Consider the following 12,756-nt stretch of genomic DNA (forward strand, 5'->3'; position numbering starts at 1 on the left):
GAAGACTGATATTAATTCCAAATTCAAAATTGGGGATTGGGTATAGCTTATGTTTGTCTAAGCTAATCGTCATTTAAATGGCATCATTTTCATACTGGCAAAAGCTGTAAACCCTCTCCCTTGCCCCCTGCCCCCTGCCCCCCTGCTTCCTTACTCCCCAACGCCCGGTAATTTGGGATGCTGGGTGGAATATTTAGCTACCAAGTTAGAAATCTCTGGGTTATACAGTCGCAGATAATTCCAATAGTTACCAAATACTTGTCGGACGTAGTTTCTGGTTTCATCAAAAGGAATGGTTTCGACAAACTCATCTTGGTCTTGGTTGGGGAGAGTTTGCAACCATCGGGAAACGTTGCCGGGGCCAGCATTGTAACTGGCGATCGCTAACATGGAATTATTGTTATATTGCTCATGGGTATAATTCAAATACCACGTCCCCAACATAATATTGTCGTTGGGGTTTTCTAAATCGATGGTTTTGCTATCTACCTGAATTTTTGAAGCTATCCATTTACCTGTATCTGGCATCACCTGCATTAACCCAGTCGCGCCCACCACAGATTTAATTTTCGGCTCAAACCGTGATTCTTGACGCATCAATGCTGTCACTAGTAATGGGTTGAGTTGCCGTTGGGCTGACCATTTCTCAATTGTTTGCAAGTAGGGGAAAGGATAACGGGCTTGCCAATAGGTGATCTGTTGGCTCAATTGCTGATACTCGGCTTGTTCTTCTGGGGTTTCTCGGTCTTCTAATTTAGAGATTAAATTAATCCCAGAAAGATTTTCACCCCGTGCTAGCCGCATCAATCCTTCTGTAAATTGTTCGGCGACTGTCGGTTGTTGTTTGTTGACATATTCTGTTTCCCATTGCAGCCAAGCATCCCTGTCTTGTCCCAAAAGATACAATTCCTTAAAGGTATCAGAACCTGCGGTGGGGACAGGACGTTGATGGGGAACTACTTCTGGTTGGAGTTGACGGACGTTATTAAAGTCGCCGACGTTCAAACCCAGCATATTCGCAGATCGCCAAGCATAATAAGATTGGGGAAACTGGCTAACTACATACTCATAGGCGGTTTTTGCTTCTTCGTCTTTGCCCAACTTAGTCGCCCATTTACCCACCCAAAATCCGGCTCTGGGAGCTAAGATACTATCTGGGTTTTCGGTGACAATTGGTCTTGCCCACTTCCAGGCGGTGACGTAATCTCTGGCTTTGGCTTTTTCTTGGGCAATCTTCCAACGATATTCTGCGGCTTCGTCGGACTTGCCATACTGAGTAATCAGTTGTTGCCAAGCTTGTTGGGCTGATTTCTCATCTTTGAGGGCTTGGAAAATTTGCGCCTTTTTGACTAAAGCTTGACTAGCTTGTTCGGGAAATTGAGCGATGACACGGTTAAGATAGGGTAAAGCGTCTTTGTTGTTGGTTGCCATCTCTGCTAACCGCAACCAACCAAAACCAGTTTCCTTGGCTTCTGGGAACTGCTTGACTAGTTGATTATAAATTGCGATCGCTTTTGCTTTGTCTTTCCCGCCTACTTGTAATCCCCGTGCTTGGCGGTAGAGGTTACGGGCAGTTTTGGGGGCGTTAGCATAAGCCGCCGCCGCTTTGGTAAATTGATTATTTTCCCAATAGGCTGTACCAATAGTTTCCCAGTCTGCTGGTTTTAAACCCGACTCTTTGACGAGTTGATCTAATACTCCTACGGTTCCTGGCTGATTGTAGGCATATTTAGCCAAAATTAACTGTAATTGGGGCTGATTGGGATTTTCTTGCAGACGCTTTCTGATGATTTCCCAGGTGAGGGGATGGGAAGGAAATTGCGCGATCGCCATATCATGGAGTTTGGGTTGAGCAATCAAATACTTGGCTTTTACCGCCGCCGCTTCCTGGGGATATTTTTTAAGTACCTGTTGTCTTAAATCAGAAGCTTTACCATCTGCACCGAGAAGATCCTGCGCTTGGGCTTGTCTGAGTAAAATATAGGGAGCTAGAACAGGGTAATCTTTTTCTAACCCTGTCAACAGTTCCACAGCTTTTTGTCCTTGTTTAGTTTCTATGTAATCACTCGCCAGCAGATAACGCGCCCGTTCTCTATCTGGCGAACGGCCATTTTGGGCAATCTGGGCTAATTTAGTGGCTCTTTCTGCTGGAGATTGTGATATTAGTGGGAACACAGCAGACTTGACTTGGCTAGACGCAGATAGCTGATCTGACTGAGCCTGTGAAAGATTCAGCCATTGTCCCAAAGATTTGCCAATCTCCGGTGCTGATACCATTGCCCCAGCAGAAAAGGCAAATAGTGCTGCGCCAGCAATCAAGGTAATATGTTTTTGTTGTAGTTTCTTCAGCATGGATACTCGCTGAAAGGTGCCGATAAATTTCCTGCAACTCTAGCATTACTTGCCATAAGTGTAATCACCTCTTCACTAGAGATTTCCCCGTTTCGGAAAAATCTGTCAGATTATCGATGTTAGCAGTTTTAAAGATGATAGTTCACCTAATGGGGACTGGGGACTGGGGACTGGGGACTGGGGAATAGGGAATAGGGAATAGGGAATAGGGAAACACCCACCCAATGCCCAATGCCCAATGCCGGGTGAACGAAATTTTGTGTGGGATTTCTAGCTACGTATCCAAAAAAATTACCCTCCACACTCCCCACACCTTTTTTCGCTCACCCCCCAATGCCCCATGCCCAATGCCCAATGCCCAATGCCCCATGCCCAACAGAATACTTCCCTTAACTAATTCCCTTCAGCTTACGGGTAGTATCAACTAAACTTTGAGCGAACTGGTCAAATCTTTGAGACAATTTTTCATCCAAGATTTTACCGTCGGGACTAAACGCAGCATAAGCTTGGCCGATCGCAATTTGTTCTGGAATTACCCAACCGTGTACCCAACGCATAATCAACCGCAGATCATTTAAAGCGTTACTGTTCGATTGTCCACCCAATACACTGAGTAATCCTGTTACTTTTCCAGAAAGTTCCTCAAAACTCATTAAATCCAAGGCATTTTTAATTACACCACTGACACCACCATGATATTCAGGTGTAGCTAAAACTAAGCCATCGCTATTGCGAACAGTATCACGTAATTTCTGCACATCTGGATATTCTAAATATTCTTTAGCTCCAGTACAAAACGGTAATTGCAACTGTCGTAAATCGAGAATTTCTACATCTGCACCTATAGCCTCAAGCCTTTGTGCTGCTACTTGTAAAGCCAACTGGGTGTAGGAGTTGGGTCTTAAACTACCGCCTATGCCAACAATTTTCACCATAATTCACCCATTATTAAGTAATTCTAAAAAACCGAAGTCATTACGACTATGTTAACAATCTTAACGATTTATCGTACCACCGTCAAATTACTGAGGTATTGTTTATTGTTGTCCGGGCAAGTTTAACCAAAATATCTGTGTTCAAAGGTGAATATCTACCAAAACCCATCCCCGTTAGCAGTTGGCTTAGTTCATTACGCCTTTGAAAGTATTTCCCCTACACCCCCACACCCTTAAACCCCCACACCCTCCTTTGAGAGTTAGACTAGATTAAATAAGTAGTAATTTCCAGTTATTAGGATTTTTGCTAAAAGAGAAGTCAGGAAAATATGCTCGGCTTATGGCATCAGACAAAGGGTAATTTTTATGAAAAATTTTGGTAAGAAAACATTGATGAAACAGCAATCACCAAAGCGCGCTGTGTGGGCTAGTGCGCTAGCAGCTAGTCTGATCATGTTGCCGAGTATGTTTGGCGGTAGTCCGGTTTTGGCACAGAAGGCAGAACGCGAACCCTTAACTTATGGACAGTTGCTCCAAAAAATCAAGCAAAATCAAGTTAAAGAAGTAGAATTGGATGAAACTGAACAATTAGCACACGTTTATTTAAAAGATCAAAAGCCAAATTCCCCACCCATCAAGGTGACGCTTCTACAGGACAATAAAGAGTTAATTAATCAACTCAGGGAAAATAATGTTGAGTTTGGGGAAAAAGTCTTCTCTGCCAATAGTAGAGCAGTGGGGGGATTATTCCTCAATCTGCTGTGGATTTTACCCTTAGTGGCTTTAATGCTGCTGTTTTTGCGTCGTTCTACCAATGCTTCTAGCCAAGCCTTAAACTTTGGGAAATCTAGGGCGCGTTTCCAAATGGAAGCGAAAACCGGAGTGAAATTTGACGATGTAGCGGGTATAGAAGAAGCCAAAGAAGAACTGCAAGAAGTGGTGACTTTCTTAAAGCAGCCAGAAAGATTTACGGCTGTCGGCGCACGTATTCCCAAAGGTGTATTGTTGATAGGTTCTCCAGGAACAGGTAAAACTTTACTGGCGAAGGCGATCGCAGGGGAAGCTGGTGTACCATTCTTTAGTATCTCCGGTTCAGAATTCGTAGAAATGTTTGTGGGTGTGGGTGCTTCCCGTGTCCGCGACTTATTCAAGAAAGCCAAAGAAAATGCCCCTTGTCTAATATTCATTGATGAAATTGACGCAGTAGGTAGACAACGGGGTACAGGTATCGGTGGCGGTAACGATGAAAGAGAACAAACCCTCAACCAGTTACTCACCGAAATGGATGGTTTTGAAGGTAACACAGGCATCATTATTATTGCTGCTACCAACCGTCCCGATGTCTTAGATGCAGCCTTGTTACGTCCAGGACGTTTTGATAGACAGGTATTAGTTTACCCACCTGATATCAAAGGCCGCTTAGAAATTTTGCAAGTCCACGCACGCAATAAAAAACTTGACCCCAGCGTATCACTAGATGTGATTGCTCGCCGTACCCCAGGATTTACCGGTGCAGACTTAGCCAACCTCCTCAATGAAGCCGCCATCCTCACCGCCAGAAGACGCAAAGAAGCCATCACCATGCTAGAAATCGATGATGCCATAGACAGAGTTGTGGCCGGGATGGAAAGGACACCCTTGGTGGACAGTAAAAACAAACGTTTAGTTGCTTACCACGAAGTCGGACACGCCTTAGTTGGGACTTTATTAAAAGACCATGACCCCGTACAAAAAGTTACCATCATGCCACGGGGACAAGCGTTAGGATTAACCTGGTTTACTCCCAATGAAGAACAAGGGTTAAAGTCTCGTTCCCAAATCAAAGCCGAAATTACCTCCACTTTAGGAGGTCGCGCCGCCGAAGAAATTGTATTTGGCAAACCAGAAGTCACAAACGGCGCAAGCAGCGATTTGCAACACGTAACAGCAATGGCACGGCAAATGGTGACGCGCTTTGGGATGTCTGAATTAGGTTTATTATCCCTAGAAAATCAGAACAATGAAGTATTTTTAGGTCGCGACTGGATGAATAAATCAGAATACTCCGAGGAAATTGCCGCCAGAATTGATTCACAAGTCCGCGAAATTGTCAATGAATGTTATCAAAAAGCCAAAGAAATCTTGCAAGAAAACCGGACACTATTAGAATATCTCTCAGATTTGTTGGCAGATCAAGAAACCATTGATGGCGAATTATTCCGCAAAATTGTGCTGGAAAACAACACACAAGTTACTAGTGATGAATTAACTCAAGTTGTGAGTTATTAGTAAATAGTCAATAGGGGCGGGTTTTGTGAGAGATTAACACTCTCAAACAGATATTTTAGTCAAACCCGCCCTTATACTAATTTTGGATTTTGGATTTGAGATTTTGGATTAAAAACCTAGATTCTTAGACTGTTCCAGAATCTCGAAATAATACTACCTACCTATCCCAATTGGGTATTACAACCGTCAAATCACTCTAGTTTGGCGGTAAGTAACCATATATTCATGCTACTTGAAATGAATTTCCTAATGTTCTCGGTTCTGGCAAAGATTCACCATTTTCTAAAGCTGACTCAATCAACATTTCTAAAACTTCCTGAGCATTTTTCAACGCTTCCTCATAGGTATCTCCATGAGTACAAGGCTGCATCAGATTAGTAAATTCAGGTAACAAAACCACATAACATTGATCTTCTTCAGACCATTGAATAATAACTGTATATTTCATTCTTCTGTCTCCTCCCCTGCTGCCATTTTCTGTAATTCTGCAAGTGCTTGATTAACTTGTTTCTCTAAATAAGGTTTAGCATCACTTCCATCTTTGCCAGCGATGATAATAGCTTGAGATAATAGGGGATGTATCCATTTACTATGACTTCCCTTTGCAGGTTTATAAGTAAACCCTGCTTCCAGCAATAAGCTTTTGAGTTCTCTAATTTTCTTGGGCATAAACTCAGCTTACATTGCCATAGGTGTTTGATAACATTTGACAGGCACACAGGCTTGTGCTTATTCCTTTGTGTGATTAATTGTCTGTTTCTCAATTGTGGCACAAATAATCATCAGTTCTACCAGCAATAGCCCAACCCAAGAAAGCTTCAGAAATTTTGCGGTATCTACTCAGAGTAATTTGTATTTAAGCGATAATACATACACTTGCCTATAAAAGCACAGTTATGACCTGCTGCCTAAATCCAGCTTGCCACAACCCACCCCATCCCGACGGTGTAAATTTCTGTTCTAACTGCGGTGTTCCCTTAATCGTGTTGAGAAACCGCTATCGCCCAATCAAAACATTAGGTGGTGGAGGATTTGGGAAAACTTATTTAGCAGAAGATGTAGACAAATTAAACGAACATTGCGTCATCAAGCAATTTGCACCGCAAGTACAGGGAACAGGCGCACTCAACAAAGCCACAGAATTATTTGAGCAAGAAGCCAAACGACTGCAACAGTTAGGCAAACATCCGCAAATTCCCACACTGTTAGCTTATTTCAATGAAGATAATCGCCTTTATTTAGTGCAGGAGTTCATCGACGGGCAGAATTTATTAAAAGAATTACGAAATCAGGGAAATTTCGCAGAGAAGCAAGTTAGAGAGTTATTGCAGGATTTATTGGATATTCTCAAAACAGTTCATCAACAAAAAGTCATTCACCGCGATATCAAACCAGAGAATATCATTCGTGACAGCAATGGGAAGTTGGTACTGATTGATTTTGGTGCATCCAAACAACTGACAGCAACGGTAATGACTTCACAAGGAACAACCATTGGTTCTTTTGGTTATGCACCACTAGAACAAATGCAGGGAGGTGAAGCGTACCCAGCCAGTGATTTATATAGCGTCGGTGCAACTTGTTTTCACCTGTTGAGTGGGATTCATCCTTGGGAATTGTGGAAGCGTCAAGGTTATGGTTGGGTTGGCAGTTGGAGACAGCATTTACCGCAAACAATCAGTGAAGAATTTGGGCAAATACTAGATAAGTTACTCCAAGAAGAACACCAGCAGCGTTATCAGTCGGCTCAAGAAGTTTTAGAAGCTTTAAATCCACCACCGCCACCACCAGTAACCCCAATTCAAACGTTAATTACAACTCCACCATTAGCATCACCTCCAGCACTACCAACCCAACCTGTAATTACAACCTCAGCATCACCATTTCCTGTTACAGTACCTTCTCAACCGCCAATCTTAACCCCACCAGTAAAACCGAAAGCACCGCCACAAAAGCCTTTCGCTTCAAATACCAAACTCAAAAAAAGATTACTCGCAGGTGTGGCTATTACTCTGGGGGGATTAGTATTAACCCAGTTCATTGGTTATGTTCGCCATACCTTATTTCCAAGTAATCCCATATCTTTAACCGCTAGCGAAGATAGTGATGTTTTCTTAACAAGAACTCTTAGAGGGCATTCTGGGAAGGTTAGTTCCGTTGGCATTAGCCAAGATGGTAAAACCCTTGTCAGTGGTAGTTATGACAAAACTATCAAACTGTGGAATCTGGCAACAGGAGAAGAAATCCGCACTCTCACAGGGCATTCTAAATCGGTTAATTCCGTCGCCATCAGCCCAGATGGCAACACCCTTGCCAGTGGTGGTGGTGAAGGCAATGCCATCAAACTGTGGAATATGGCAACCGGAGAGGAAAACCGCCCCCTCACAGGAGGGTACTTTAACTCGGTTAATTCCATCGCTATCAGCCCAGATGGCAAAACCCTTGCCAGTGCTAATGATGGCGACACCATCGAACTGTGGAATCTGGCAACCGGAAAGCAAATCCGCACCCTCAAAGGGCATCCTGAAAATCTTCTTTCCATCGCATCGTTTAATTCCGTCGCCATCAGCCCAGATGGTAAAACCCTTGCCAGTGGTAGTGATGACAACACCATCAAACTGTGGAATTTGGCAACCGGAGAGCTAATCCTCACTCTGAGAGAGCTTTTTGGCTTTGTTCGTTCCGTCGCCATCAGCCCAGATGGCAAAATCCTCGCCAGTGGTAGTTCGGACAACACCATCAAACTATGGAATTTATCAACCGGAGAATTAATCCGCACCCTCAGAGGGCATTCTTCCTCGGTTTATTCCGTCGCCATCAGCCCAGATGGCAAAACTCTTGCCAGTGGTAGTGCTGACAGTACCATCAAACTGTGGAATCTGGCAACAGGAGAAGAAATCCGCACCCTCAAAGGGCATTCTTACTCGGTTTATTCCGTCGCCATCAGCCCAGATAGCAAAACCCTTGTCAGTGGTAGTGAGGACAACACCATCAAAATTTGGCGGCTAGAGTAACGTAGGGTATGTGACGGCAACGATAACATTTAAAACATCACCCATATATTCAAATTGCCGTCACGCACCAAGCAAACATGGGTAATATCAATCATGATAAAATCGCCCTAGCCAAAAATCAGCTAAAACCTTTGCGTGAAAACAGACAGCATCTTTTATCGCCTATTCCAACAATTCCCCAGTATCTTCTTTGAACTCATTGACAACCCTCCCGAAACTGCCAACATCTATCAATTTGCTGCCGTAGAAATCAAACAAACAGCCTTTAGAATTGACGGTGTATTTCTCCCCATCCAAGATGACACCAAGCCGATTTATTTTGTAGAAGTCCAATTTCAAGCAGATGCAGATATTTACCTGCGCCTGATTTCCGAAATTACCCTATACTTACGCCAAAACAAACGCCAAAATCCTTGGCGGGGAGTAGTAATTTATCCTTACAGACAGATAGACACAGCACCAAAAGCAGATTTCCTCGAATTATTTGCGAGTCAACGCATCAGGGTAATTTACCTAGAGGAACTAGGTGAAACGACATCACTACCCATAGGCATTGCTACGATAAAATTAGTAATTGAGGCGGAAGATACAGCCATTAACACAGCTAAGGAATTAATCAACCGCACCCAACAATCACAAAATTTACAACTGCCACAAAAACAGTTACTAGAATTAATAGAGACAATCTTAGTTTATAAATTTCCGCAAATGAGTCGCCAGGAGATAGAAGCAATGTTTGGTTTAAGTGAGTTGAAACAAACACGGGTTTATCAAGAAGCTTTAGAAGAAGGTGAACAAAAAGGCAAACTAGAAGGTAAACTAGAAGGCAAACTAGAAGGCAAACAGGAAGCCAAATTAGAAGCTATACCTAAACTGTTAGCACTCGGTTTAACCGTGGAACAAATAGCACAGGCGTTAGACTTAGATGTTACACAAGTCCAGCAAGTAGCAGGTTTATAAATTTCCGCAAATGAGTCGCCAGGAGATAGAAGCAATGTTTGGTTTAAGTGATTTAAAACAAACACGGGTTTATCAAGAAGCTTTAGAAGAAGGCAAACTGGAAGGCAAATTAGAAGCCAAATTAGAAGGTAAACAGGAAGCCAAATTAGAAGCTATACCTAAACTGTTAGCACTGAGTTTAACTGTAGAACAGATAGCACAAGCTTTAGACTTAGATGTCATACAAGTCCAGCAAGCAATTCCAAATAAATAATTATATTAAATCTCAAAAACCCGACTATTCACAAAGGTCGGGTTTATTTTTGTTCATGAATACAGTCAATTACAAAGGATTTTTATTTTTCTTGTCTTTCTCACATCCTCACCAAATAAATACTCAATTTCTCATATCATCAGGTATTTAAACCTAGAATAAAAACAGAAAAAAAGTTGAAATTAATGCAAAAAATCTGCATTAATAATCTTGCTTTAGAGATTTGATAAAGCTTGATATATAAGAGTTACAAACATTATTGACCATGATTTTTAATTAATAATTAAAAAAATATAAATTGCATTTTTATCTAAAAAAAATGATATGTTGGATACAGAATTGAATTTCGCACGTATCTGGAGTAGTACAACGTAATCTACTCCAGTTTTTCCCTCCTAAATCCCTTGTAAATCAAGACTTTCAGCAGGAATTCAGGAGGGTTTGAGTACAAAATTGTATAGTCACAAATCAGCCCAAACAGCCCTCAAACCTTTGCTGCGATTGGGTTACATATGAGTACAACTAAATCCTGAACCCCTTTCCATAAATACTCGTACCCCAATTAGAAAATACTAGAACCTCTACCCAAAAATATTTTTTTTAATTCTTGTAAACCTGTCAAAATCGTGCTTGTAGATTTTGAGTATTCCCCTAATAAATCCAATAAATTCTATTCCAGAGTGTTGCGTTGTGACTGTCAAAGACGACTGCTATAAATCTTATATCGCCAATCACTTAACGCTTCTACACAAAACAAAAGCGAAAAGTGAGTGGAGGGATGAGATAGCACTATGCCTTCACGAATAGAAGTCGCGGCTGGACACACATTCTACCAACAAATCAAAGTTGACACACACCAGCCGAAACCCCAGGACTTCATAACCTGCCATACTGAGCGAAACACCTTAAATAAGTGTAATAGCGATCGCTACAGCTAAAACTGTTGCGGGCAGTGTGACAGCCTCGACTTCATTCTTCATCTCCCACAGTGGCAGCTAGTCCACCGACCTTTGCGAAATTCAATGACACCACCAGTTACAGGCTCTTCCGTTACTGAATCGACACCTACCCAAGCAAAATCAGGTGGTTGCGGATGCAACAGCAACAGCAGCGCCACCGTGGAAATGGATGAAAAGCTCAAAGAACGTATTGCTAAACATCCTTGCTATAGCGAAGAAGCTCATCATCATTACGCCAGGATGCACGTTGCAGTAGCTCCCGCCTGTAACATTCAGTGCAACTACTGTAATCGTAAATATGACTGCGCTAACGAAAGTCGTCCTGGAGTAGTCAGCGAACTACTCACACCCGAAGAAGCCGCCCACAAAGTTCTAGTTATCGCCGGTAAAATTCCTCAAATGACCGTTTTAGGAATTGCTGGCCCTGGCGATCCTTTAGCGAATCCAGAAAAGACTTTTCGCACCTTTGAGTTGATTGCAGACAAAGCCCCAGACATTAAGCTGTGTCTCTCAACCAATGGTTTGATGCTTTCCGAACATATTGATCGTATTAAACAACTGAATATAGATCACGTTACAATTACTTTCAACACTATTGACCCTGAAATCGGCGCGCAGATTTATTCCTGGGTTCATTACAAACGCAAACGTTACAGAGGCATAGAAGGCGCGAAACTTCTTCTAGAAAAGCAACTCGAAGGCTTACAAGCCCTCAAAGAAGCTGATATCTTGTGCAAAGTTAACTCCGTGATGATTCCCGGCATTAACGACCAACACCTAGTGGAAGTCAACCAAGTCATTCGGGAAAACGGTGCATTTCTGCACAACATCATGCCCCTAATTTCTGCACCAGAACACGGTACATACTTCGGCTTAACCGGTCAACGCGGCCCCACACAAAAAGAACTTAAGTCAGTTCAAGACCAATGTGCCGGCAACATGAAAATGATGCGCCATTGCCGCCAGTGCCGTGCCGATGCTGTAGGCTTATTAGGAGAAGACCGTAGCCAAGAATTTACCAAAGATAAATTCCTGGAAATGCCCGCAGAATACCACTTCGACAAACGCCAAGAAGTCCACGCAGGTATTGAGAAATTTAGAGAAGAACTCAAAACCGCCAAAGAAAAAGTATTAGCTAACAAACAGCAAGCTGCCAATAGTCCCAAAATTCTAGTTGCAGTCGCCACCAAAGGCGGCGGCTTAGTTAACCAACACTTCGGTCACGCTAAAGAATTCCAAGTCTACGAAGTGGATGGGACTGAAGTTCGGTTCATCAGTCACCGTAAGGTAGACCATTATTGTCAAGGTGGATACGGCGAAGCTGCCACATTTGACAATATTGTGAAAACAATCGCAGATTGCAAAGCAGTTTTAGTTGCCAAAATTGGCGAATCCCCCAAAGAAAAACTGCTCCAAGCTGGCATACAGACTGTAGAAGCTTACGACGTGATTGAGAAAGTTGCTCTAGAGTTTCACGAACAATACGTCAAGGAAGGAAATAAGGACTAGGAACTAGGGACTAGGGACTGGGTAAGATGTTTTCCCAGTACCCAGTACCCAATACTTCGACAAGCTCAGTACAAGTCCCCAGTACCCAATCCCCAATCCCCAATCCCCATCAAGGAGAATAGTCATGGCTTACACAATCACTGGCCAATGTATTTCCTGCAAGCTTTGTCTGTCTGTATGTCCCACTGATGCAATCAAAGTTGGTGAAGACGGTAAGCGGTGGATTGACCCCGAATTATGCACAAATTGTGTTGGCAGCATTCACACTGTCCCACAATGTAAAGCTGGTTGTCCCACCTGTGATGGTTGCGTTAAAGTGCCTAGCGATTATTGGGAAAGTTGGTTTGCTAAATATAACCGAGTTATAGCGAAATTGACAAAAAAACAAGACTATTGGGAACGTTGGTTTAATTGTTATTCTTAGAAATATTCACTATCAAACAATAAAAAAGGCTGATTACGCCAGGTTTAATCAAAGTGAGTTCGCCGAATTTAAAAAATTCCTC

Annotated in this window: 12 protein-coding genes; 8 read left to right on the forward strand and 4 right to left on the reverse strand. The window is 42.6% G+C overall.

Annotated elements, in window-relative coordinates; all coding sequences use genetic code 11:
• Positions 1-150: 150 nt before the first annotated feature.
• A complete protein-coding gene (locus CV014_RS00405; protein ID WP_236140212.1) occupies positions 151-2,352 on the reverse strand; it encodes a lytic transglycosylase domain-containing protein in 2,202 nt (733 codons plus the stop codon).
• Between the two features lie 224 nt (positions 2,353-2,576).
• On the opposite strand from CV014_RS00405, the gene CV014_RS00410 reads away from it, so the two are divergent.
• Entirely contained in the window at positions 2,577-2,780 is a 204-nt protein-coding gene (locus tag CV014_RS00410) for a hypothetical protein (protein ID WP_236140213.1), read from the forward strand.
• Here the strand turns inward: CV014_RS00410 and CV014_RS00415 are convergent.
• Positions 2,742-3,287 (reverse strand): NADPH-dependent FMN reductase, encoded by a 546-nt coding sequence (locus CV014_RS00415; RefSeq protein WP_103135367.1) that lies wholly within the window; start codon positions 3,285-3,287, stop codon positions 2,742-2,744. The genes CV014_RS00410 and CV014_RS00415 overlap by 39 nt on opposite strands.
• Before the next feature lie 366 nt (positions 3,288-3,653).
• Between CV014_RS00415 and ftsH the strand changes: the two genes are divergently transcribed.
• Positions 3,654-5,555 carry an ATP-dependent zinc metalloprotease FtsH gene (gene ftsH, locus CV014_RS00420; protein ID WP_236140214.1) on the forward strand — a complete coding sequence of 634 codons (1,902 nt, stop codon included), beginning with the start codon at positions 3,654-3,656 and terminating at the stop codon, positions 5,553-5,555.
• A gap of 223 nt (positions 5,556-5,778) precedes the next feature.
• On the opposite strand, the gene CV014_RS00425 is transcribed toward ftsH, so the two are convergent.
• The gene (locus CV014_RS00425; RefSeq protein WP_236140215.1) at positions 5,779-6,003 is read right to left on the reverse strand and encodes a type II toxin-antitoxin system HicB family antitoxin; all 225 of its coding nucleotides are present in this window, start codon (positions 6,001-6,003) and stop codon (positions 5,779-5,781) included.
• Complete coding sequence (locus CV014_RS00430; protein ID WP_236140216.1) at positions 6,000-6,224, reverse strand: type II toxin-antitoxin system HicA family toxin; 225 nt, start codon at positions 6,222-6,224, stop codon at positions 6,000-6,002. The genes CV014_RS00425 and CV014_RS00430 overlap by 4 nt, the downstream gene beginning before the upstream one ends.
• Before the next feature lie 227 nt (positions 6,225-6,451).
• Between CV014_RS00430 and CV014_RS00435 the strand changes: the two genes are divergently transcribed.
• The 6 genes from CV014_RS00435 (at position 6,452) to CV014_RS00460 (ending at position 12,674) form a co-directional block, all read left to right on the forward strand.
• Entirely contained in the window at positions 6,452-8,569 is a 2,118-nt protein-coding gene (locus CV014_RS00435; protein ID WP_236140217.1) for a serine/threonine-protein kinase, read from the forward strand.
• Positions 8,570-8,704: 135 nt separating this feature from the next.
• Entirely contained in the window at positions 8,705-9,529 is an 825-nt protein-coding gene (locus CV014_RS00440) for an Rpn family recombination-promoting nuclease/putative transposase (RefSeq protein WP_236140218.1), read from the forward strand.
• A gap of 10 nt (positions 9,530-9,539) precedes the next feature.
• Positions 9,540-9,782 carry a hypothetical protein gene (locus CV014_RS00445; protein WP_236140219.1) on the forward strand — a complete coding sequence of 81 codons (243 nt, stop codon included), beginning with the start codon at positions 9,540-9,542 and terminating at the stop codon, positions 9,780-9,782.
• A 791-nt stretch (positions 9,783-10,573) separates the two neighbouring features.
• Positions 10,574-10,720, forward strand: a complete 147-nt coding sequence (locus tag CV014_RS00450; protein ID WP_236140220.1) for a hypothetical protein — start codon at positions 10,574-10,576, stop codon at positions 10,718-10,720.
• Between the two features lie 84 nt (positions 10,721-10,804).
• Positions 10,805-12,250: a nitrogenase cofactor biosynthesis protein NifB gene (nifB, locus tag CV014_RS00455; RefSeq protein WP_236140221.1), complete on the forward strand. Its 1,446-nt coding sequence runs from the start codon at positions 10,805-10,807 to the stop codon at positions 12,248-12,250.
• 124 nt (positions 12,251-12,374) lie between these two features.
• Complete coding sequence (locus CV014_RS00460) at positions 12,375-12,674, forward strand: 4Fe-4S binding protein (RefSeq protein ID WP_236140222.1); 300 nt, start codon at positions 12,375-12,377, stop codon at positions 12,672-12,674.
• Positions 12,675-12,756: the final 82 nt, after the last annotated feature.

The organism is Nostoc sp. CMAA1605 (genome assembly GCF_021596505.1).
Lineage (GTDB): Bacteria > Cyanobacteriota > Cyanobacteriia > Cyanobacteriales > Nostocaceae > Trichormus.